General features: G+C 70.1%; 23 protein-coding genes. 14 read left to right on the forward strand and 9 right to left on the reverse strand.

Features of this window, described 5'->3' with window-relative positions; all coding sequences use genetic code 11:
* Positions 1–114: 114 nt before the first annotated feature.
* From pstS to pstB, 4 genes are all read left to right on the forward strand, one after another.
* The gene (gene pstS, locus ACIP5M_RS24545) at positions 115–1,251 is read left to right on the forward strand and encodes a phosphate ABC transporter substrate-binding protein PstS (protein ID WP_401200568.1); all 1,137 of its coding nucleotides are present in this window, start codon (positions 115–117) and stop codon (positions 1,249–1,251) included.
* A 129-nt stretch (positions 1,252–1,380) separates the two neighbouring features.
* A complete protein-coding gene (gene pstC / locus ACIP5M_RS24550) occupies positions 1,381–2,370 on the forward strand; it encodes a phosphate ABC transporter permease subunit PstC (RefSeq protein WP_401200571.1) in 990 nt (329 codons plus the stop codon).
* Positions 2,370–3,452 carry a phosphate ABC transporter permease PstA gene (gene pstA, locus ACIP5M_RS24555; protein WP_401200573.1) on the forward strand — a complete coding sequence of 361 codons (1,083 nt, stop codon included), beginning with the start codon at positions 2,370–2,372 and terminating at the stop codon, positions 3,450–3,452. Before pstC ends, pstA begins: the two co-directional genes overlap by 1 nt.
* Positions 3,453–3,481: 29 nt before the next feature.
* Complete coding sequence (gene pstB / locus ACIP5M_RS24560; RefSeq protein WP_401200575.1) at positions 3,482–4,258, forward strand: phosphate ABC transporter ATP-binding protein PstB; 777 nt, start codon at positions 3,482–3,484, stop codon at positions 4,256–4,258.
* Positions 4,259–4,394: 136 nt separating this feature from the next.
* On the opposite strand, the gene ACIP5M_RS24565 is transcribed toward pstB, so the two are convergent.
* Together ACIP5M_RS24565 and ACIP5M_RS24570 are read right to left on the reverse strand one after the other, a co-directional pair.
* Positions 4,395–5,393 carry an anion permease gene (locus tag ACIP5M_RS24565; RefSeq protein WP_401200578.1) on the reverse strand — a complete coding sequence of 333 codons (999 nt, stop codon included), beginning with the start codon at positions 5,391–5,393 and terminating at the stop codon, positions 4,395–4,397.
* A 5-nt stretch (positions 5,394–5,398) separates the two neighbouring features.
* Positions 5,399–6,019, reverse strand: a complete 621-nt coding sequence (locus ACIP5M_RS24570; RefSeq protein ID WP_362598496.1) for a DUF47 family protein — start codon at positions 6,017–6,019, stop codon at positions 5,399–5,401.
* Between the two features lie 211 nt (positions 6,020–6,230).
* Between ACIP5M_RS24570 and ACIP5M_RS24575 the strand changes: the two genes are divergently transcribed.
* Positions 6,231–6,545: a metal-sensitive transcriptional regulator gene (locus ACIP5M_RS24575; protein WP_401200581.1), complete on the forward strand. Its 315-nt coding sequence runs from the start codon at positions 6,231–6,233 to the stop codon at positions 6,543–6,545.
* Between the two features lie 125 nt (positions 6,546–6,670).
* Here ACIP5M_RS24575 and ACIP5M_RS24580 read toward each other — a convergent pair whose 3' ends face one another.
* Together ACIP5M_RS24580 and ACIP5M_RS24585 are read right to left on the reverse strand one after the other, a co-directional pair.
* On the reverse strand, positions 6,671–6,826 hold the full coding sequence (locus tag ACIP5M_RS24580; protein WP_401200659.1) for a hypothetical protein: 156 nt from the start codon (positions 6,824–6,826) through the stop codon (positions 6,671–6,673).
* A 145-nt stretch (positions 6,827–6,971) separates the two neighbouring features.
* On the reverse strand, positions 6,972–7,757 hold the full coding sequence (locus ACIP5M_RS24585; protein ID WP_401200583.1) for a hypothetical protein: 786 nt from the start codon (positions 7,755–7,757) through the stop codon (positions 6,972–6,974).
* A gap of 180 nt (positions 7,758–7,937) precedes the next feature.
* Here ACIP5M_RS24585 and ACIP5M_RS24590 point away from each other — a divergent pair, with 180 nt between their 5' ends.
* On the forward strand, positions 7,938–8,153 hold the full coding sequence (locus ACIP5M_RS24590; protein WP_401200586.1) for a hypothetical protein: 216 nt from the start codon (positions 7,938–7,940) through the stop codon (positions 8,151–8,153).
* A 398-nt stretch (positions 8,154–8,551) separates the two neighbouring features.
* On the opposite strand, the gene ACIP5M_RS24595 is transcribed toward ACIP5M_RS24590, so the two are convergent.
* The 4 genes from ACIP5M_RS24595 to ACIP5M_RS24610 all read right to left on the reverse strand — a co-directional run bounded on the left by ACIP5M_RS24595 (position 8,552) and on the right by ACIP5M_RS24610 (position 12,320).
* The gene (locus ACIP5M_RS24595; RefSeq protein ID WP_401200589.1) at positions 8,552–9,280 is read right to left on the reverse strand and encodes a phosphatase PAP2 family protein; all 729 of its coding nucleotides are present in this window, start codon (positions 9,278–9,280) and stop codon (positions 8,552–8,554) included.
* A gap of 154 nt (positions 9,281–9,434) precedes the next feature.
* Entirely contained in the window at positions 9,435–10,442 is a 1,008-nt protein-coding gene (locus tag ACIP5M_RS24600) for an NlpC/P60 family protein (RefSeq protein WP_401200655.1), read from the reverse strand.
* Between the two features lie 389 nt (positions 10,443–10,831).
* On the reverse strand, positions 10,832–11,626 hold the full coding sequence (locus ACIP5M_RS24605) for a thioesterase family protein (RefSeq protein ID WP_401200592.1): 795 nt from the start codon (positions 11,624–11,626) through the stop codon (positions 10,832–10,834).
* Between the two features lie 85 nt (positions 11,627–11,711).
* On the reverse strand, positions 11,712–12,320 hold the full coding sequence (locus tag ACIP5M_RS24610) for a LysE family translocator (RefSeq protein WP_401200594.1): 609 nt from the start codon (positions 12,318–12,320) through the stop codon (positions 11,712–11,714).
* A gap of 108 nt (positions 12,321–12,428) precedes the next feature.
* On the opposite strand from ACIP5M_RS24610, the gene ACIP5M_RS24615 reads away from it, so the two are divergent.
* The 8 genes from ACIP5M_RS24615 to ACIP5M_RS24650 all read left to right on the forward strand — a co-directional run bounded on the left by ACIP5M_RS24615 (position 12,429) and on the right by ACIP5M_RS24650 (position 21,120).
* Positions 12,429–12,908 carry a GNAT family N-acetyltransferase gene (locus ACIP5M_RS24615; RefSeq protein WP_401200596.1) on the forward strand — a complete coding sequence of 160 codons (480 nt, stop codon included), beginning with the start codon at positions 12,429–12,431 and terminating at the stop codon, positions 12,906–12,908.
* A 2-nt stretch (positions 12,909–12,910) separates the two neighbouring features.
* Positions 12,911–13,750 (forward strand): pentapeptide repeat-containing protein, encoded by an 840-nt coding sequence (locus ACIP5M_RS24620; RefSeq protein ID WP_401200599.1) that lies wholly within the window; start codon positions 12,911–12,913, stop codon positions 13,748–13,750.
* A 310-nt stretch (positions 13,751–14,060) separates the two neighbouring features.
* The gene (locus ACIP5M_RS24625; RefSeq protein ID WP_008742356.1) at positions 14,061–14,369 is read left to right on the forward strand and encodes a hypothetical protein; all 309 of its coding nucleotides are present in this window, start codon (positions 14,061–14,063) and stop codon (positions 14,367–14,369) included.
* Positions 14,370–14,466: 97 nt separating this feature from the next.
* Positions 14,467–15,276, forward strand: a complete 810-nt coding sequence (locus ACIP5M_RS24630; RefSeq protein ID WP_401200602.1) for a hypothetical protein — start codon at positions 14,467–14,469, stop codon at positions 15,274–15,276.
* Complete coding sequence (locus ACIP5M_RS24635; protein WP_401200604.1) at positions 15,266–16,594, forward strand: hypothetical protein; 1,329 nt, start codon at positions 15,266–15,268, stop codon at positions 16,592–16,594. The genes ACIP5M_RS24630 and ACIP5M_RS24635 overlap by 11 nt, the downstream gene beginning before the upstream one ends.
* Positions 16,591–18,153 carry an SCO6880 family protein gene (locus ACIP5M_RS24640; protein ID WP_401200607.1) on the forward strand — a complete coding sequence of 521 codons (1,563 nt, stop codon included), beginning with the start codon at positions 16,591–16,593 and terminating at the stop codon, positions 18,151–18,153. The genes ACIP5M_RS24635 and ACIP5M_RS24640 overlap by 4 nt, the downstream gene beginning before the upstream one ends.
* A gap of 19 nt (positions 18,154–18,172) precedes the next feature.
* The gene (locus ACIP5M_RS24645; protein ID WP_401200610.1) at positions 18,173–19,591 is read left to right on the forward strand and encodes an ATP-binding protein; all 1,419 of its coding nucleotides are present in this window, start codon (positions 18,173–18,175) and stop codon (positions 19,589–19,591) included.
* Positions 19,592–19,593: 2 nt separating this feature from the next.
* Positions 19,594–21,120 carry a type VI secretion protein gene (locus ACIP5M_RS24650; protein ID WP_401200613.1) on the forward strand — a complete coding sequence of 509 codons (1,527 nt, stop codon included), beginning with the start codon at positions 19,594–19,596 and terminating at the stop codon, positions 21,118–21,120.
* Here the strand turns inward: ACIP5M_RS24650 and ACIP5M_RS24655 are convergent.
* Positions 21,117–21,677: a GNAT family N-acetyltransferase gene (locus ACIP5M_RS24655; RefSeq protein ID WP_401200616.1), complete on the reverse strand. Its 561-nt coding sequence runs from the start codon at positions 21,675–21,677 to the stop codon at positions 21,117–21,119. The genes ACIP5M_RS24650 and ACIP5M_RS24655 overlap by 4 nt on opposite strands.
* Positions 21,678–21,819 lie beyond the last annotated feature (142 nt).

Genomic DNA, 21,819 nt, shown 5'->3' on the forward strand with positions numbered 1-21,819 from the left:
CGGAGCGCGTCGCCGGACGTAACGAGCGGCTCCCCGGGCAAAGGAACGTAGTCCTCTTCGCACGCCGCCCCGATACAGAAAGCGGCCGGCGGCTTCTGGAAGGAACACCCGAAAGTGAAGCTTCAGCGCAAGAACATGCTTCGTGCCTCCGCCCTCGGGGCGCTCGTCGTGTCCGGCGCCCTGGTCCTCACGGCGTGCGGCTCGGACGACAACACCAAGGGTTCCGACGGCACCACGAAGCCGTCCGCTGCCGCCGCGGGCGACATCAAGTGCGATGACGCCAAGGGCAAGCTCCTGGCCTCGGGCTCTTCCGCGCAGAAGAACGCGGTCGAGCTGTGGGTGAAGAACTACATGGCCGCCTGCTCCGGCGTCGAGGTGAACTACAAGTCCTCCTCCTCCGGTGAGGGCATCGTCGCCTTCAACCAGGGCACCGTCGGTTTCGCCGGCTCCGACTCGGCGCTGAAGCCGGAGCAGGTCGAGGAGTCGAAGAAGATCTGCACCGGTGGCCAGGGCATCAACCTGCCGATGGTCGGCGGCCCCGTCGCCCTCGGCTTCAACATCGCCGGCGTGGACAAGCTGAACCTCGACGCCGCCACCGTCGCCAACATCTTCAACGACAAGATCAAGAAGTGGGACGACGAGGCGATCAAGAAGCTGAACCCCGGCGTCACGCTCCCCTCCACCGCCATCCAGGCCTTCCACCGCTCCGACGACTCGGGCACCACCGAGAACGTCACCAAGTACCTCAAGGCCGCCGCTCCCGACGCCTGGCCGCTCGAGCCCGCGAAGAAGTGGGCCGCCCCCGGTGGCCAGGCCGCCTCCGGCTCCGCCGGTGTCGCCGCCCAGGTCAAGCAGGTCGACGGTGCGATCGGCTACTTCGAGCTCTCCTTCGCCGCCTCGCAGGGCATCAAGACGGTCGACCTGAACACGGGCGCCGCCGCCCCGGTCAAGGCCACCGGTGAGAACGCCTCCAAGGCCATCGCCGCCGCCAAGATCGCCGGCACCGGCTCCGACCTGGCCCTGAAGCTCGACTACACCACCAGGGCCGAGGGCGCCTACCCGCTGGTCCTGGTCACCTACGAGGTCGTCTGCGACAAGGGCAACAAGGCCGAGACGCTCCCGACCGTCAAGTCCTTCCTGAACTACGCCGCCTCGGACGCGGGCCAGAAGGTCCTCCTGGACAACGGCTACGCGCCCATCCCCGCCGAGATCAACGCCAAGGTCCGCGAAACCATCAAGTCGCTGGGCTGATCCCGGCCCCCGGGTGCCGGCCGCCCCCGTCCGGGCAGCCGACACCCCGGGGGACCCCTCCCCTTCACCCAGGGGACATCCGGTGCACCGCCGCCAGGGGGCTCGCCCCCCACACAGACCGGAAAGACCATGGCTTCCACCACACCCACCCAGACAGACACGGCTCCGCCCGTCTCCAAGAGCGGAAGGTCCACCGGCCGCGCCGGTGACAAGATCTTCGCCGGGCTCTCCAAGGGATCCGGCATCCTGCTCCTGGTGATCATGGCGTCGATCGCCGTCTTCCTCACCTACCGGGCCTCGATCGCCCTGTCGGAGAACGAGGGGAACTTCCTCACCACCTTCGACTGGAACGCGTCGGCCAACCCCCCTGTCTTCGGCATCGCCGTCCTCCTCTTCGGCACCGTCGTCAGCTCGGTCATCGCGATGGCCATCGCGGTTCCGATCGCCGTCGGCATCGCCCTGTTCATCTCGCACTACGCGCCGCGCAAGCTGGCCGCCCCCCTCGCCTACGTGGTCGACCTGCTGGCCGCCGTGCCGTCGATCATCTACGGCATCTGGGGCGCCCTCTTCCTCGTCCCGCAGCTGAACGGCCTGAACCTCTGGCTCGACGAGTACCTGGGCTGGACCTACGTCTTCGAGAAGACCCAGGTCGGCGTCGCCCGCTCGCTCTTCACCGTCGGCATCCTCCTCGCGATCATGATCCTGCCGATCGTGACCAGCGTCAGCCGCGAGGTCTTCCTCCAGGTCCCGCGCATGAACGAGGAGGCCGCCCTGGCCCTCGGCGCGACCCGCTGGGAGGTCATCCGGATGTCGGTGCTGCCCTTCGGCCGCTCCGGTGTCATCTCCGCCTCGATGCTCGGCCTGGGCCGCGCACTCGGCGAGACCATGGCCGTCGCGACCGTCCTCTCCCCGAGCTTCCTGATCTCGTTGCACGTCCTCAACCCGGGCGGCGGCACCTTCGCGCAGAACATCGCCGCGAAGTTCGACGAGGCCAACGAGTTCGGCCGGGACGCGCTGATCGCCTCCGGTCTGGTCCTCTTCCTGCTCACCCTGCTGGTCAACGGTGCAGCTCGGCTGATCATCGCGCGCCGCAAGGACTTCTCGGGGGCGAACGCCTGATGAGCCACGCACTCCAGGACCAGCGCCCCACCCGGGCCCCCCGGTCCACCGCCCCCTCCGGCCTGACCCGGGGCGGACTGCCCCGTTGGGCCCCGGCGGGCATCGCGGTCCTCTCGGTCGCCCTCGGCAGCGGCATCGGCCTCGCCTTCGACCTCCACAGCAGGATCCAGTGGGGTCTGATCGCGGCCCTTCTGTTCGTCGGCATCACGTACACCGCCAGCGCGGTCGTCGAGAACCGCCGCCAGGCCAAGGACCGCGTCGCGACCTCCGTCGTATGGGTCTGCTTCGTCCTCGCGGTCGTCCCGCTGCTCTCGCTGATGTGGACCACGGTCAGCCGCGGCATCAAGCTCCTCGACGGGAACTTCCTCAGCCACTCCATGAACGGAGTGACCAGCTTCGACCAGGGCGGAGGCGTCTACCACGCGCTGCTCGGCACGATCGAGCAGGTCGGCCTGGCCACCGCGATCGCGGCCCCCATCGGCCTGCTGACCGCCGTCTACCTGGTCGAGTACGGCCGGGGCTCGCTCGCCAAGGCCGTCACCTTCTTCGTCGACGTCATGACCGGCATCCCCTCCATCGTCGCGGGCCTGTTCATCCTGACGACCTGGAACCTGATGCTCGGCTTCGGCCCCTCCGGCTTCGCCGGCGCCATGGCCCTGTCGATCCTGATGATGCCCGTCGTGGTCCGCTCCACCGAGGAGATGCTCAAGCTCGTCCCGAACGAGCTGCGCGAGGCCGCGCTGGCCCTCGGTGTGCCGAAGTGGCGCATGATCCTCAAGGTCGTGCTCCCGACCGCTATCGGCGGTATCTCCACCGGTGTCATGCTGGCAGTGGCCCGTATCGCCGGTGAGACCGCGCCGATCATGCTGCTGGTCTTCGGCTCCCAGCTGATCAACGGAAACCCCTTCGAAGGCGCCCAGTCCTCGCTCCCCCTCTACATCTGGGAGCAGTACAAGGTCGGCAGTGAAGCCTCCTACGACCGGGCATGGGCCGCAGCGCTCGTCCTGATCGCCTTCGTCATGATCCTCAATCTGGTGGCCCGCGGCATCGCCCGCTGGAAGGCTCCCAAGACCGGTCGCTGACGCGACTCACGAAAGCGAAGTGACCCCTCATGGCAAAGCGAATCGACGTCAGCGGACTGTCCGCCTTCTACGGCAGCCACAAGGCCATCGATGACATCTCGATGACCGTGGAGCCCCGCTCCGTGACCGCCTTCATCGGTCCCTCCGGCTGCGGCAAGTCCACCTTCCTGCGCACCCTGAACCGCATGCACGAGGTCACCCCCGGCGGCCGCGTCGAGGGCAAGGTGCTGCTGGACGACGAGAACCTGTACGGGCCCGGCGTGGACCCGGTCGCGGTCCGCCGCACCGTCGGCATGGTCTTCCAGCGCCCGAACCCCTTCCCCACCATGTCGATCTTCGACAACGTGGCGGCGGGCCTGCGCCTGAACGGCTCCTACAAGAAGTCCGAGCTCACCGACATAGTGGAGCGGTCCCTTCAGGGCGCCAACCTCTGGAACGAGGTCAAGGACCGCCTGAACAAGCCGGGCTCCGGCCTCTCGGGCGGCCAGCAGCAGCGCCTGTGCATCGCCCGCGCCATCGCGGTCGAGCCCCAGGTCCTGCTGATGGACGAGCCCTGTTCGGCGCTCGACCCGATCTCCACCCTCGCCATCGAGGACCTGATCGGCGAGCTGAAGGAGCGCTTCACGATCGTCATCGTGACGCACAACATGCAGCAGGCGGCCCGCGTCTCGGACCGCACCGCCTTCTTCAACCTCGCCGCCGTCGGCCAGCCGGGCAAGCTGGTCGAGATCGACGACACGGACCGGATCTTCTCCAACCCGTCCGTCCAGGCCACCGAGGACTACATCTCCGGCCGCTTCGGCTAGACCGCGGGATGTGCGGAACGTCCTGCGGTGCTGCATGGCGGTGCCACCGCAAGGCGAAAGAAAGAAAGGGCCGGCTCCCCCTGGGTGGGGGGAGCCGGCCCTCTATCTTCCACCGACCGGCTTATGCGGCCATCGGCTATCCGACGGCGAGGTTCACGAGCCAGAAGCTGACGGCGGCCACCGCTGCCGCGGCCGGCATGGTGATGAACCAGCCGAGGATGATGTTCTTGGCGACACCCCAGCGGACGGCGTTCACCCGCTTCGTCGCCCCCACACCCATGATCGCCGAGGTGATGACGTGGGTGGTGGAGATCGGCGCCTGGTAGAGGTAGGACGCGGTGTACATGATCGACGCGCCCGTCGTCTCGGCGGCGAAGCCCTGCGGCGGGTCGAGCTCGATGATCTTGCGGCCGAGCGTACGCATGATGCGCCAGCCACCGGCGTACGTGCCCAGCGAGAGCATCACCGCGCAGGCGACCTTGACCCAGACCGGGATCGGGTCACCGGACTCCTGGACATCGGCGATGACCAGGGCCATCACCACGATGCCCATGGTCTTCTGCGCGTCCTGGAGGCCGTGGCCGAGGGCCATGGCGGCCGCCGAGACGGTCTGGGCGATCCGGAAGCCGCGCTTGGCCTTGTGCGGGTTGGACCTGCGGAAGATCCACATGATCGCGACCATCACCAGGTACCCGACGACCAGGCCGACGAGGGGTGACAGGAACATCGGGATGACGACCTTCTCCAGCACCCCGTGCCAGATGACGCCGATCCCGCCCGCCAGCGCCGCTCCCACCATGCCGCCGAACAGCGCGTGCGAGGAGGAGGAGGGCAGGCCGAAGTACCAGGTGATCAGGTTCCAGACGATCGCCCCGACCAGCGCGGCGAAGAGGATCCACATCCCCTTGTCGCCGTGCGGGGTCTCGATGAGGCCCTTGCTGACCGTCTTGGCGACCCCGCTGCCCAGGAAGGCACCGGCCAGGTTCATCACGGCGGCCATCGCCAGGGCGGCGCGCGGGGTCAGCGCCCGCGTCGAGACGGAGGTCGCGATCGCGTTCGCGGAGTCGTGAAAACCATTCGTATAGGTAAAGCCGAGCGCGACACCGATGGTCACGACCAGAGCGAAGGTGTCCACGAGGTTCAGGACTCCTTGACCGCGATGGTCTCCACCGTGTTCGCAACGTGCTCGAACGCGTCGGCCGCCTCTTCGAGCACGTCGACGATCTGCTTGAGCTTCAGCACCTCGATGGCGTCGTACTTGCCGTTGAAGAGCTGCGCGAGCAGCTTGCGGTGGATCTGGTCGGCCTGGTTCTCGAGACGGTTGACCTCGATCCAGTACTCGGTGAGGTTGTCCATCGTCCGCAGGTGGGGCATGGCCTCGGCGGTCAGCTCGGCCGCCCGCGCCAGCACCTCGATCTGCTGCTCGACGCCCTTGGGGAGCTCCTCCACGTTGTAGAGGACGACCAGGTCGACCGCCTCCTCCATGAAGTCCATGATGTCGTCGAGCGACGAGGCCAGGTTGTAGATGTCCTCGCGGTCGAACGGCGTGATGAAGGAGGAGTTCAGCTGGTGGAAGATCGCGTGGGTCGCGTCGTCCCCCGCGTGCTCCGCCGCCCGCATCCGCTCCGCGATCTCGGCCCGGGCGGAGGTGTCCGCTCCGAGCAGTTCCATCAGGAGCTTGGAGCCCGTGACGATGTTGTCCGCGGATGCGGCGAACATGTCGTAGAAGCTCGTCTCCCTGGGGGTCAGACGAAATCGCACGTGAGGTCCTCGGGGTGCATTGGATTCGGTCAGGCTGATGCTAGGCGCATCCCCCGGCCACGGCTAACCGGCGGTTCCCCAGTGTCCTCCATCAGGCAGAGTGAGCACCACGGACCCCTGGCCCCGCGACCGCGGCCCGGTATCCTATACCCATGAGGGGTATACCCCGGATATACCCCTCTCATCCGGACCACGGACCACGGGAGGACGCATGACGACCATCGAGACGGAAGACGCCGGAGCCGTCCACGGCTACCACCACCAGAAGGACGAGCACCTCAAGCGGCTGCGCCGGATCGAGGGCCAGATCCGCGGCCTCCAGCGGCTCGTCGACGAGGACGTCTACTGCATCGACATACTCACGCAGGTCTCGGCGAGCACGAAGGCCCTCCAGTCCTTCGCGCTCCAGCTCCTGGAGGAACACCTCCGCCACTGCGTGGCCGACGCGGCCGTCAAGGGCGGCACCGAAATCGACGCGAAGGTGGAAGAGGCCACGAAGGCCATCGCCCGTCTGCTCCGTACCTGACTGCTCCCTGGCCGAGTGCTCCGCAGCCGAGTGCTCCGTACCTGACGCGCCCGGTCCGGGGCGGCTTGGGCCCCGCAGGCGTTTGGGGCCCCGGGGTTCGGGGCAGAGCCCAGGGACACGGCGGGTCAGCCGCCCGCCAGCCCCAGCAGCACCTCGTCGATCCGGTCCAGACTCAGCCGTTCCTCGTCCGCCGCCGAGGCGGCGATGATCAGCTCACCGCACAGCTCGATCTCGGCGAGCGCCACGTGGTCCTGCACCGTCGTACCGCCAGCGGGAGTCACGCGTGTCACCTCAATCAGCCGTCCTCGTCATCGGCACTCGCTCCCAGCGTAGGGAGCCCGCGGCTCACCGCACATGACACGGATGGACCATTTCCGGATACCGCCCCATGGCCCGTTCGCGCCGTCCGCCCCCGCCCACGGCCCCCTAATCGGCGATCTTCCCCGCGTAAATATCCGCACTTGCGGGCAATACGACCGTCACCGGCGTCCCGAACCCGTACAGCAGCGTGGTCGAGGAGACATCGATCACGCCATTGTTGACGTACGTGAACCGGTGCCTGACCTTCCGCAGCCGCCCCTCCTCGTCCAGGTAGACGTCGAACGGCACGGTGTCCTTGCTGAACCCTTTCGCCGCCGCCTCCAGCGCCCCCCGCACCTCCGGCGACGCGCTCCCCGCCGCCCGCCCGATGTCGGTGGTCCCCCGGTAGTGCCGCACCTTGGTGCCCGCCACCTCGGTCTCGCCGACGTAGGTGACCTCCTGCGCGCCCCGCAGCAGCTCCGCCGCGACCAGCGGATCGGTGGCCCCGCCCGTGACCAGGTTCCCGTCGGCCAGCGTCGTCGTGTCGACCCGGACCCACTTGTCGTCCGGGACGCCGGAGCCCCGGTTCTTCATGTAGAGCGCGCCCGGCACGAGCAGCTCGGTGATGGGCCGGTGCTCGGCCTTGCCCTTCACATCGGCCGGGAGCATCACCAGCAGCTGGCCCATGCGGTTCTTGAAGTCGACCCCGCCCTCGCCCCGGATGGTGACCCTGGTGCCGCCCGTGGCCATCTCCATGGCCGTACGGGCCTGCGCGCTGCCCGTCTTCGCCAGCGCGTCGGCAGCCCCGCGGACCACCGCCGCCGGGTCCACGGGGGGCTTGTCGTCGCTGCCGCCGGCGCCCGCGCAGCCGCCGGCCGCCGCAACCGCCAGGGTGACCCCGGCAGCGAGCATCACCTCACCCGCACGCCCGCGCCGCCGCCTGTGCTGGTGATCCACCATCTCCTGCCAACCCCCAACGCGAGACCGCTGTTTGCCCGAGGCCCCCACCCGCTCCGTTTAACGAGGTCCGGGGTTTCCCGTCACGGGCCACGCACCTCCCCGGCCCGGCCCCGGCCCGGGTACCGTGGTGCCGTGGAACCGCACACGAAAGCGACCCTGGCCCCTCCGCTTGCCTCGGTGCCCCTCCAGCGTCCGCAGCCACAGCCGCAGCCGCCCGCCGGGCACACCACCTCCACCGCCGAACGCGGATCGTTCTGCCTGGCCGTCTGCACCTGCGGCTGGACCGGTCCGGCCCGTCGCTCCCGCGACCTGGCCCGCAAGGACGCCGCCCGGCACACCGTGGGATAGCCGTCCCGTCCGTCGCCCGCCCGACCTCGTCCGTCCGACCTCGCCCCGTCCACCTCGCCCGTCCGACCTCATCCGTTCGGACGGCCCGGCTGGCCTGGGCCGTCCGGAGCGGGTGCCCTTGACTCATGTCAGGACCCGCAGCCCGCCGCGCGGCCCGTCTCCGTGCCCTGCTCACCCCCTCGACACCGGCCTGCGCACCGGCCTCCACCCCTGCCGCCGCCGGTGGCCGGCGCGAACCGTGACGCCGCGGCCCCGCCCGACGGCGGTGCGCCTGTGCTTCGGGGCGGCGCTGCTGTGCCTGCTGGCGGCAGTCCTGGTCGCCGTATGGGAGTCGTACGCGAGCCCGTGAGCCCGCGAGCCCGTAAGCCGTAAGCCGTAAGCCCGTGAGCCGTGCGGCCTCAGGCGGCGAGGTCGCTCTCCTGCGTGAGCTGCCCCGCCGGCGGGTTCTGCGGCTGCGCCAGGCCGACCGCCCGGGGCAGCGCCCGCCCCTTGGCCCGCACCAGCCGGCCCACCCGCGGGGAGCCGGCCACCGCCCGCACCACCGGGTTCAGCAACGCCATGGCGAGCGGCGCGAGGATGAGAACGACGGCGGTGCCGAGCGCGAAGCCGCCGATCACATCGGTGGGGTAGTGGACACCCGCGTACACGCGGCACAGCCCTTCGGCGAGCGCCAGCCCGATGCCGATGAGACCGAACTTCCGGTTGGCCACGAACAGCCCCACACCCAGGGCCATCGCGAGGGTGGCGTGGTCGCTGACGAAGGAGAACGGCGACTTCGCGAGGCCGATGCCGGGGCCGGGGTCGAGTACCTGCAGGCCCTCGTGCTGCATGAACGGCCGCTGCCGCCCGACGAATTCGCGCAGCGGCGCGTTGACGAGCAGCGCCAGTCCGGCGCCGAGCGGGGCCCACACGAGCGCGGCGAAGGTCTCGGCAGCCGTGGCCTCGTCCTGCCGGCGGGCACCGCGCCAGCACCACAGGACCAGAAGCACCAACGCCAGCAGGATCCCGTACTCACCGGCCAGACTCACGGCGCGATCCAGCCCGCCCGGCGCCTGCCGGGCAAGTCCGTTGAGCTCGTACAGCAGGCTGACATCCAGGTTCGGCCCACCGGTCGTGAGTCCAGCCATGGTGATGCGGCCCCTTGCCCTTGCCGTGGTTCCCCTGTGTCCATGGAACGCCCGTTCTGGCAACTACGTTCCACTCTCCACCGAATGATCACGGCAACGTTATCGAAGAGTGACTCATCGTCGCAGCTCAGGGCCTTTGCTTCACGGAGAGTTGCTACGGAGCCGGGCGCGCCGCGGCGCGCTCCGGAAGGGCCTCCGCGCCGTCCTTCGTCACGCGGGTGGCGCCGAAGTAGTCGGGCGTGTCGATCTTGTCGAAACGGATCACGGCACCGGTGTACGGGGCGTTGATCATGTAGCCGCCACCGACGTACAGGCCGACGTGCCGGATCTCCCGAGAATTCGTCAGATCATCGGAGAAGAACACCAGGTCGCCGGGGAGCAGTTGGTCACGCGAAGGATGCGCCCCCGCGTTGTACTGGTCGTTCGCGACACGCGGCAGTTCCACTCCCACCGTCTCGTACGCCGCCTTGGTCAGCCCCGAGCAGTCGAACCGCCCGTCCTGATCGGGCGTTCCGTTTCCGCCCCACAAGTACGGTGTCCCGAGCTGCTTCTGGGCGAAGTAGATGGCTCCGGCGGCCTGTTGTGAGGGCGCCACTCGCCCCACGGGCTTGGCGAAGCTCTTCGCCAGTGTGGTAATCGTCTTCACATACCCCTGGGTCTCCTTGTACGGCGGCACGCCCCCGTACTTGATGACCGCGTAGGCCCCCGCGTTGTAGGCGGCCAGCATGTTCGACGCCGGATCGCCCGGCACGCTCGCCACGTCCTTGGCCAGCTCGCAGTCGTACGAAGCCGCGGAGGGGATCGCGTCGTTCGGATCCCAGATGTCCCGGTCCCCGTCACCGTCCCCGTCGATGCCGTGGCCCGCCCAGGTACCCGGGATGAACTGCGCGATACCGCGCGCGTCCGCCGGACTGACGGCACTCGGGTTCCACCCGCTCTCCGAATACAACTGGGCGGCGAGCAGCGCGGGGTTGATGGCCGGGCAGAGGTTGCCCCACCTCTCCACCAGCGCCTGGTACTTGGCCGGGACCGCACCCTTGGCGAGCCCCACGGCCCGCCCGCCGGCACCGGCTCCGACCAGCCCCGCGGCGGCCGAGTACGTCCCCACCACGAGCAGCACGACGAAGGTCAGACACAGCCCGACCCCGATCCCCCCGGCCATCCAGAATCTGCGCACCCGTCAACCCTCCCCCATCCCCGGGCCATTCTGCCGCGACTGCCCCGTGTCGCCGGTCGTACTAGCCCACTTGCTCCAAGCCGACCCCCCCACCCCATCCTCAACCCCCCACGAAACCCCGTCCAGCCCCACCGGGTGCACATCAAGCCTCGCCCGGGGCAAACTCAGTCTCGCCGTGGGGAAATCAACAAGCGGGGGCAAATGCAGCCTCGCCGGCGTTTGAGGCGCGGGGCCCGGGGCAGAGCCCCGATCCTGAACCCGCACACGCCCACCCAGCCGAGGCAAACCCAGCCCCGCCGGCGATTGAGGCGCAGGGCCCGGGGCAGAGCCCCGAATCTCAGCCCGGCCACGCCTGAGGGCAAAGGCCGACGCCCCTACCTCGGCGCAACGAACAAACTCTGCGCACTCCGCCCAATCGGCCCCTTCTCATCGTGCAACCGCGCATCCGCCAGCCCGATCCCGCCCCCCTCCACACTCGTCCGCGCCTCCACACACGCCCACTCCCCCACCGGATGCCGGTGCAGATGCACGGTGAGGTCCCCGTTGATGAACACGTACCGCTGGAAGTCCATCACCGAGCTGATCCCGTTCCCCGAGTCGGCAGCGATCAGCACCCGGTCCAGCGCCCTGGTCTCCTCCCCCGCCACCAGCGGCACCCTCATCCGCATCCAGCAGGTCCCCGGCCCCAGCTCGACGAACGCCCCGTCCGTGAACCGCGTCTCCATCGCCGTGTGGTAGCCGGTCTCCCACGGCACCGGGAAGAACGGCGTCACCGGCACCTCCCCCGGCGGCGGCAACTGCGGCCCCGGCACCACGGCCGGCACCGCCCCCTCGGCCACCCGGATCCGCAGCGCCCGCGCGAGCATCACGGGCGCGGCCGCGCCCTCGGGAGTCAGGGCCGCCTCGACCACCTCCGTACTGCGTCCGGCCCGCACCACCGAGGTGGTGATCTCCAGCGCCCCGATCGGCACCGGCCGCAGGATCTCGTACGTGATCCGGGCGACCCGCATGTCCCCGCGCGCCTCCGCCCGCTCCTCGACCGCCCTCCCGAGCAACGCCGCAGGCGGCCCGGCGTGCTGCGACCCCGGGTCCCACGGCCCGCGCGTGTACTCGGTGGCGTGGAACCGCCCGGCATCAACCCGTTCGAAGAACCCCTCGACAGCGCTCATGCCTCGCACGCTACCCACAGGTAACCTCCGGCACCAGCCCCGCACCGGCCCCGCGCCAGCTCCGCACCGGCCCCGCGCCCACCCCTCAGCGGGCGAAGCCCAGCCCCACCCCCAGACCCACCAGCACCGACCCGATGGCCCGGTTCAGCGCCTTCTGCGCCTTCAGCATCCGCTCCCGCAGGCGCGAGTCGGAGAAGAACAGCGCCACCGCCGCGAACCACCCCAGGTGCGCACCCGACATGAACAGCCCGTAGCCCGCCTGCTGCCACGCCGGCGTCTGCGGATCGACCACCTGCGTAAAGGTCGACACGACGAACAGCGTCGTCTTCGGATTGAGGACATTGGTCAAGAACCCCGAGCGCATCGCCCCGAGCCGCGTCAGCTCCGGCTTCGACTCCAGGTCGACGGTCACCTCGGCCCGCGCCCGGAAGGTCCGTATCCCGATCCACACCAGATACGCCGCGCCCGCCAGCTTGATCGCGGTGAACAGGGCGGTGGACGAGGCGATCAGCAGACCGACCCCGAGCATCGTGTACGAGACGTGGACCAGCACCCCGGCCGCGACCCCGGCGGCGGCGAACAGCCCGGTCGGCCGCCCGTAGAGGTAGCTGTTGCGGACCACCATGGCGAAATCGGCGCCCGGGCTGATCACGGCGAGAAGGGTAATGACACCAACGGCGATCACTTCAGTCATAGAGGCATGCTGACCGCCCCACCTCCGACGATCAACCCTCCAACCCCCGCCACCCACCACCCACTTGAGACGATGAACCACGTCACCCGGTGTCCCCATACTGAAGGCATGATCTCCCTGCGTCCCTTCCGCCCTGCCCTCGACGCCCCCTCCCTGCGCACGTGGGTGACCAGCCGCGCCGAGCTCATGACCTGGGCCGGCCCCTCCTTCTCCTGGCCCCTGGACGACGCCCAGCTCACCGCCTACGCCGCCGAGCCCGGTCGCCACACCTGGACCGCCGTCACCCCCACCGGCGACCCGGTCGGACACGTCTCCCTCGCCGGCACCCGCCTCGGCCGCGTACTCATCGCCCCGCAGGCCCGCGGCCGCGGCCGCGGCGAGGCCCTCGTCTCACTCGCCGTCTCCCGCGCGTTCGACGAGCTGGGGCTCCCCGAGATCACTCTCGGCGTCTGGGCCCACAACGCGGCGGCGATCCGCATCTACGAGAAGCTCGGCTTCCGCACCCAGCAGGTGATCAAAGACGTCGAGGAGGTCGACGGCGTACGCTGGACCGCCCACCAGATGAGGCTCGCCCGCCCCCACCAGTGACAATGAACAACGTGCCGAGTACCCCTGCCCCCGCCCCCGCCCCCCTGCCCGTCCTGCAAGCCGACTGCGCGAACTGCTTCGCCCTGTGCTGCGTGGCCCTCCCCTTCGCCAAGTCCACCGACTTCGCCGTGAACAAGCCCGCCGGCACCCCCTGCAAGAACCTCCAGCAGGACTTCCGCTGCGGCATCCACACCCGCCTGCGCGACAAGGGCTTCCAGGGCTGCACGGTCTTCGACTGCTTCGGCGCGGGCCAGCAGGTCTCCCAGGTCACCTTCGGCGGCCAGGACTGGCGCACCCACCCCGGCACGGCCCGCCGGATGTACGACGTCTTCCCGGTGATGCGCCAGCTGCACGAGCTGCTCTTCTACGTGTCCGAGGCACTGACCCTCCCGGCCGCCGCCCCGGTCCACCGGGACCTGCGCCGCGCGCTCACGCAAACCACCGAGTGGACGCACGCCGACGCGGACGCCCTCACCACCCTGAACGTCGACGCCCTCCGCGGAGAGATCAACACCCTCCTCCTCAAGACCAGCGAACTCGTACGGGCCAAGGTGCCGGGCCGCAAGAAGAACCACCGCGGCGCGGACCTGATCGCCGCCCGCCTGACCGGCGCGGACCTCCGGGGCGCGAACCTCCGCGGCGCCTGCCTGATCGCCGCCGACCTGACCGGCGCCGACCTGCGCACCGCCGACCTGATCGGCGCGGACCTGCGCGACACCAACCTCCGGGGCGCCGACCTCCGCCACGCCCTCTTCCTCACGCAGGCCCAACTCAACGCCGCACAGGGTGACCCGGCCACCCGCATCCCCCCGGCCCTCACCCGCCCCGCCCACTGGTCCTGAGCCCGCCCTACCCCCGGCGACACGCCCGTCCACTACGCCGAACGGCGGCCCCGCTCCGCGCCCCCCGCACGCCGAGACGACAATCATTGCCCGGCGTCACCCCCCGTGATACACAGAGTGACCATACGTTCTTCCGCCTCCACACCACCCCCGCCCAGGTCAGAGCGCGCGGGCGGGGCGCGGCCCGGGAGAACGGGTAAAGAGACCCGTCAAGTCGACGACGGCGGCGGTTTCATCAGCGAAGATAGTGAGCGACCCCTGCCGTCGGGCACGGGCTTCCGGAACTACCCATACAGGGGCGGTGAGTTACATGATCCTGGCAGCCGAAAAGGGCGACATCACCACCATCATCGGCGGAATCGCCCCGAACTGGGGGCCGTTCGGCAGTCTCGGCAACGAAGCGAAGGTCATGATCGAGGTGGTCATGGCCGTGGCGATCCTCCTCTGCCTCGGCATCGCCATCTGGGGGGCGGCCAAGCAGCGCATCGGCGCGACCGCCCTGCGCGACACGTTCAGCGCGGAACAGGGCAAGGGCCTGATCGTGGCCGGCCTCACGGGCGTCTTCATCATCGGCTCCCTGGGCACCCTCTTCACCATCGTCTACGGAATGGCCGTCTAGCCGGGCCACCGCGGCCGTACCTGATGAGGAATCACCACACCGCGCCTGCGCGGGAACCAGCGCTACCGTCGTACGACGCGGAGGGGGCCGAAACGGAATGAGCAACGACGACGAGTACGGCGGCACGGGCCAGACCCGTACCCGCCTCCCGGAGCCCCCGGCGGACCCGTACGGCCCCACCCGCCGCACCCCCCGCGCCTCCCGCAGCCTCATCACGGTGGTCGGCGTGGTGGTCCTCCTGATCGCCGCCATCGCGTTCGCGAACCAGGGCCCGGACACCCCCTCCACCCCCCAGACGGACAACGCTCCGCAGACCTCTGCCACGGCGGCCACGGGCACATCCCCCGTGACGGGCAAGAACGGCGTCATTCCCAAGGGCTTCGCCCATGACGAACAGGGCGCCCAGTCGGCGGCCGCCAACTACGCCGTCGCGCTCGGCTCTGACGGCATGTTCGACGCCACCCGCAGACGGGCCATCGTCCAGGCCGTCTACCTGCCCGACGTGGCCGCGGCGCGCCAGAACGACATCGACAAGGTCTATGCGGATCAGGATTTCCTGGCCCGGATCGGCCTTGATGCCGGAGCCAAGGCGCCCAAGGGCATGACCTTCATCTCCCGTGTCAACCCCGTGGGTACGAAGGTCGAGAAGTTCGGCGGTGACAGCGCCACCGTCTCCGTCTGGTACTCGGCGCTGTTCGGCCTCGCGGGCGAGGGATCGAAGAACCCGGTAGCCGAGGGCTGGTACACGAACACGTTCGAGCTCCGCTGGCTCAACGGCGACTGGCGGGTCTCCGACTTCACGCAGAAGGACGGCCCCGCTCCGGTGGGCCGGGACCAGACCGCCGCCTCGGCGGAGGAGATGGCCGCCGCGGTAGCCCAGTTCGGGGGACTCACCTATGCACGCTGACCGTCGAGGCTTGTCCCTGGCCGCCACCCTGGCCGCCCTGCAGACGTTCGGCGTCCTCCTCGCCACCCGCGCGGTGGCTGCCCCCACCCCGACCCCCTCCGCGCCGCCGGGTGCCACGCCCAGTCCGCAGGCCAGCAACAACCCCTGCGACCTGATCCGCGGCCCTGCCAAGGACTACTGCGAGCGCGGCGAATCCGGCGGAGCCCCCACCCGCGGCCTGGCCCCCACCGACCCCGCCGACGCCCTCAACCCCCTGGCCTCCCTCGCCAAGGGCTGCGCCGACGCCGCCGCCTGGATCGTCGGCAAGCTCAGCGAAGCGGTCAAGGGCTCCGCGAACGTCGACTTCACCAACCCCGCCTTCCTCAAGCAGTACTCCGTCGTCTTCGCCGCCTCCACCATCCTCACCCTCGTCCTCTGGCTCTTCGCCGTCGCCAAGCGAGCCGTCCGCGGCGTCCCCCTCACCACCGCTCTCTCCGAAGCCATCGGCTTCCTCTGGCTCACCGTCCTCGCCTCCGCCTTCACCCCCCTCATCCTCTACACCGTCGTGTCCGCCACCGACGGCGTCACCGAGGTCATCGCCTCAGCCACCGGCGGCCAGACCGACGTCTTCTTCGGCTCCTTCTCCGAAGCCCTCAAGAAGGGCGACGACATCGGCGGCGGCCCGATCATGCTGATCGTCGTCGCGCTCGTCACCGTCCTCGCCGCCGGCATCCTCTTCCTCGAGCTCTTCATCCGCGCCGCCCTCCTCTACGTCGGCGCACTCCTCGGCGTCGTCGTCTACTCAGGCCTCGTCGACCGCAACCTCTGGGGCCACGTCCGCCGCTGGGCGGGCATCATGATCGCGGTCATCCTCGTGAAGCCGGTCATCGTCATCGTCCTCGGCCTCGCCGGAGCCCTCGCCGGCGAGAACGGCCCCAACGCCTTCTCCGCCGTCGTCACCGGCCTCGCCATCATCCTCCTGGCGATCTTCGCCTCCGCGATGATCTACCGCTTCGTGCCCGGCTTCGGCGACGAGATCGCCTCCGCCCGCTCCAACCGCAGCAAGGCCACCGACGGCTCCCAGGCAGCCGCCGTCATCAGCTCCCCCGCCTCCCTCGTCTCTCAGGGCATCAAGACCCACAGCAGCCGCGGCGGCGGCTCCCACCGCGCGAGCGGCGGAGCCGGAGCCGGCGGCAACGCCAACCAGATCTCCGGAGGCGTGGCCGCCCACAGCAGCCGCACCCCCGGCGGCGGAGCCGGCGGCGGAACTGTCCCCTCCGCCGCTCCCCCGCCCCGCACGAGTTCGAGTACGAGGAACACAGGAGGTGACGGGCGTTGACGACCCAGTCCCACCAGCTGCACCCGGTCGCGCCCCGCCGCACGTATCTCATCGGCCGCGCCCGGCCGAACGCGATCGTCGGCAAGAACCGCGAGACCGGCGAGATCGCCCTGATCATCACGGGGGCGTTCTTCGGCATGATGAGCGGGCTGCTCGTCCCCGACCTCACCCTGCGCATCGTCAGCCTCGCCGGCTTCCCCATGCTCGCGCTCGCCGCCGTGTACGTCCCGTACAAGGGCCGCACCTTTTACCGCTGGTTCGAGATCAACCGCAGCTACAAGCGCACCCTGCGCCGCGGCACCACCTACCGCTCCACCGCCATGGAAGCCGGCACCCGCGCCGCCGACGGCCGCGAGGTCGAGGTCGGCCCGCCCCCCGGCATCGGCCGCATCAACTGGCTCGCCGCCCCCTTCGGCCCCGACGAGATCGCCGTCCTCCTCCACGCGGACCGCCGCACCGTCACCGCCGCCATCGAGATCGAGGGCCCCGGCGTCGGCCTGCGCGACAGCGAGGACCAGGAAGCCCTCGTCGACCGCTTCGGCACCCTCCTCAAGCACGTGGCCAACGGCGACGGCTTCGTCACCCGCCTGCAGATGCTCGCCCGTACGCTGCCCGCCGACCCCGACGCGCACGCCAAGGACGTGGCCCAGCGCGGCGACACCCAGGCCCCCGCCTGGCTGCGCGACTCGTACGACCAGCTCCAGTCGATGGTGTCCACCTCCTCCGAACAGCACCGCGCCTACCTCGTCGCCTGCATGCACTACACCCGCGACCTGGCCGCCGAGGCCCACACCATCGCCCGCGCCTCCACCTCCCACAAGGGCCGCAAGCTCAACCGCGACGCCGGCCTCGCCATCGTCATGGCCCGCGAGCTCACCGACATCTGCGCCCGCCTCGCCGAAGCCGACATCCGCGTCCGCCAGCCGCTGGGACAGGGCCGCCTGGCCTCCCTCGTGCACTCCATGTACGACCCGGACCACCCCATCGACCACATCCAGGCCATGACCAAGCGCAACGCCTGGCCCGCCGAACTCGACGCCGTCGAACCCACCTACCTCCAGGCCAAGACCCGCGAGTCCTCCACCCGCGCTCCCTGGTGCCACGCCACCGCCTGGGTGAAGGAGTGGCCGATGACCCCCGTCGGCGTCAACTTCCTCGCCCCGCTCCTCGTCCACACCCCCGACGTCATCCGCACCGTCGCCGTCACCATGGACCTGGAGCCCACCGAGGTGGCCATCGAGCGCATGCTCACGGAGAAGACCAACGACGAGGCCGACGCCTCCCGCGCCGCCAAGATGAACCGCACCGTCGACCCCCGCGACATCGCCGCCCACGGCCGGCTCGACCAGAGGGGTGAAGATCTCGCCAGTGGTGCGGCAGGAGTCAACCTGGTCGGGTACATCACGGTGTCCTCGCGTTCGCCCGAAGCCCTCGCCCGCGACAAGCGCACCATCCGCGCCTCGGCCGGCAAGTCCTACCTGAAGCTGGAATGGTGCGACCGCGAGCACCACCGCGCCTTCGTCAACACCTTGCCGTTCGCCACCGGCATCCGACGCTAGCTGGAGGGAAGTGCCGCCCATGCGAGATCCCATGTCCGCCCTGACGGACGCCTTCACCAGCTTCCTCTTCGGCAAAGTCGAGACCACGCGCCTGCCCGTACGCACCTCCACCGGGCAGGCGCAGGCCGTCTACCTGCCCACCGCCGCCCCCGGACTCGGCGACTCCGGCGTCATCATCGGCCGCGAGGTCTACAGCGGCAAGGGCTACATCTACGACCCCTTCCAGCTGTACGGACAACAGCTCCCGGCCCCGCACTGGCTGGTCCTCGGCGAATCCGGCAACGGCAAGTCCGCCCTCGAGAAGACCTACGTCCTGCGCCAGCTCCGCTTCAAGGACCGCCAGGTCGTCGTCCTCGACGCCCAGGGCGAAGACGGCGTCGGCGAGTGGAACCTCATCGCCCAGCAGCTGGGGATAACCCCCATCCGCCTGGACCCCATCGCCGCCAACGACGACGGGATCCGCCTCAACCCCCTCGACCCGTCGATCACCACCACCGGGCAGCTCGCGCTGCTCCGGACCATCATCGAAGTCGCCATGGGCCACGGCCTCGACGAACGCGCCGGCTTCGCCCTCAAGGTCGCCCACGCCTACGTCGTCGACGCCATCCAGGACCGCCAGCCCGTCCTCACCGACATCGTCGAGCAACTGCGCCACCCCGAGGCCGAATCCGCGCTCGCCATGAACGTCGACATAGACGATGTCCGGGCCTGGGGCCTCGACGTCGCACTCGTCCTCGACCGCCTCGTCGACGGCGACCTCCGCGGCATGTTCGACGGCCCCACCACCGTCGGCATCGACCTCGACGCCCCCCTCATCGTCTTCGACCTCTCCCACATCGACCGCAATTCCATCGCCATGCCGATCCTCATGGCGATCGTCGGCGTCTGGCTGGAGCACACCTGGATCCGGCCCGACCGCAAGAAGCGCATCTTCCTCGTCGAAGAGGCCTGGCACATCATCAACAGCCCGTTCGTGGCCCAGCTGTTCCAGCGCCTGCTGAAGTTCGGCCGCCGCCTCGGCCTGTCCTTCGTCGCCGTCGTCCACCACCTCTCCGACGTCGTCGACGGAGCCGCCGCCCGCGAGGCCGCGGCCATCCTCAAGATGGCCTCCACCAGAACCATCTACGCCCAAAAGGCGGACGAGGCCCGCGCGACGGGCCGCGTCCTCGGCCTCCCCCGCTGGGCCGTGGAGATCATCCCGACCCTCACCCCGGGCATCGCGGTCTGGGACGTCAACGGCAACGTCCAGGTGGTCAAACACCTGATCACCGAAGCCGAACGCCCCCTGGTCTTCACCGACCGCGCCATGACCGAGTCCTCCACCCCCACCCGCCTCCACGACGACATGCTGGCCGCCGAACTGGAGGCGGAGGAGAGGGCCCTGGCCATCGAACGCCGCCGCGGCAGCGGCGGCCCGTCCGCGACCACGGTGGCCTGACCATGCACGACGTACGACGTACGCAGCCCCCCGCCCGGGGCGGCATCCCGGACGGGCTACTGGTCGCCCTCCTGGCCTTCCTCCTCGGCCTCGCCGTCCTCACCTGGTCGGCCACGGGCCTGGCCGCCCTCTTCTCCAAGGGCGCCTGGCCCGCCACCGTCACCTTCACCCGCACCCCGGGAGCCGTGCGCGCCCTGATAGCGCAACCGCACGATGTCGCGGGCGCCTGGCCGGACACCGACCCGGCCGCGCTCCCCGGCTGGGGCCTGTTCTGGGGGCTGTTCATCAGCCAGCTGCTGGTGCTGTTCGTCCTCACCGTCTTCGCCATCGGCGTGATCGCCCGCACCAAGTCCCGCCGCGCCCTGGCCCGCCAGACCGCCCTCGAAGCCGCACCTACGCACTCAGCGGAGGCCCATTCAGCCTCGCCGGCGTTCGAGGCGCGGGGGTCTGGGGGCAGAACCCCCAGCCGCCCCCGCCCGGCGGGCCCACAGGCCCCGGCCGGAGCCCCCGCCGCGCACCCTCAGACCGTGGGCGGAGCCCGCCCGGCGGACGAGGCCTACCGCTACGGCTTCGGCTACGCCCCAGGGACACCGACCGCCTCACGGGCCCCGGCAGCCCCGCAACGCCTCACCTACGCCGGCCCGAACGACCGCCTCCGAGCGGCCGTGGCCCGTATCGGCGAAACGGAGGGAGCGGCACTCATCGTGACCTCCTCCCCCACCCTCTGGGCCGAGACCAAGGACGCCCGCGCCAAACTCGGCCCGGTCCTCCTCTACGACCCCTCGCACCTCTGCGACACCCCCGCCCGCATGCACTGGAACCCGACCGACGGCTGCGCCGACCGGGACACCGCCGCCGCCCGCGCGATCGCCCTGCTGGCGCCCGTACGCCCGCAGGCCCGGATGGACGCCGCGGTGGCCGACACCGCCGAAACGCTCCTGCGCAGCTGGCTCCAGGCCGCCGCCCTGGACGACCGCCCCTTCAAGCAGCTCCACCGCTGGACCCAGGGCAACAACGCCCAGGACCCGGTCCGCATCCTGCGCACCCACCCCCAAGCGGCGCCCGGCTCGGCCGGCGAACTGGAGAGCGCCCTCACCGCGCACTCCGAACGCCGAGAGCTGGCCCAGCACCTGACGACCCGTGCCCTCTCCTGCCTGACCTCGATCCACATCCGCGAGGCCTGCAATCCCAACCGAACGGATGCCCTCACCCTGGCTTCGTTCACTGCCGAAGGGGGCACCCTCTACGTGGTGGGTGAAGCCCTGGAGGACCCCCGTACCCACCCGGGTGCGATGCCCTTGCTCACCGCACTCGCCGCCCACGTGGTCGAGCACGGCCGCCGCATGGCCGCACGGTCATCCCACGGTCGGCTCGACCCACCACTGTCCCTGGTCCTGGACGACGTGGCAGCGGTGGCGCCCATCCCCCAGCTCCCTGAGCTCCTCCAGGACGAGACGCTCCCCCTCCTCGCCCTGTGCCGCAGCCGCGAACAGGCCCGCTCCCGCTGGCCGGAGGCGGACCTCCCCTAAGCCTTGGGCCGCGGAAACGCGTACTCGATCTCCCGCGCATCAGGGTCAGTGGGCACGGGCACGGCAAGCCCCGTCGCCTCGAACCCGAACCGCCGGTAGAAGGCCGCGGCCCGCCCGTTCTCCTCGTGCACGAAGAGCCGTACGCGCTCCAGCGCCGGCTCCTCCAACGACCAGGACCACTCCAGCGCGGCCTCGAACAGGGCCTCGGTCAGCCCGCTCCCCCGCTGCTCGGGCCGCACGAACACCCCGACGAGATGCCCTTGGTGCACCTCGATGTCCTCATCGAAGATCCCGATGGTCCCGGCCTCCTCGACCAGGACGACGACGTTCGCGTTCCACGTCCCGTCCGGCGCCTCGGCGATGAACTGTCTCGCCGCCCTGCCGTGCGAAGCACCCGCCGTGCGCTCCTGCCAAAAGGCATCCGGCCGCCCCAGGGCGGCCTCCTCGGTCTCCAGAAAAGCCACGCCGGCCGCGGGATCCCGCAGAGCCGCGATACGCAGCTCCTTGACCTTCTCCCACTCGCCGATTCGGACAGGACGTATCACGTGCTGGTTCATGATCGAAGATCCTAGCGAAGGGCCCTGAACGCAGAACGGAGGGTCCCGAACGCAGAAAAGCCCCGCACCGAACCCCGAAGGATTTGGTGCGGGGCTTCCCGCAATGATTGTTCGGCGGCGTCCTACTCTCCCACAGGGTCCC

It is taken from the genome of Streptomyces sp. NPDC088762, from assembly GCF_044750905.1.
Taxonomy (GTDB): domain Bacteria; phylum Actinomycetota; class Actinomycetes; order Streptomycetales; family Streptomycetaceae; genus Streptomyces.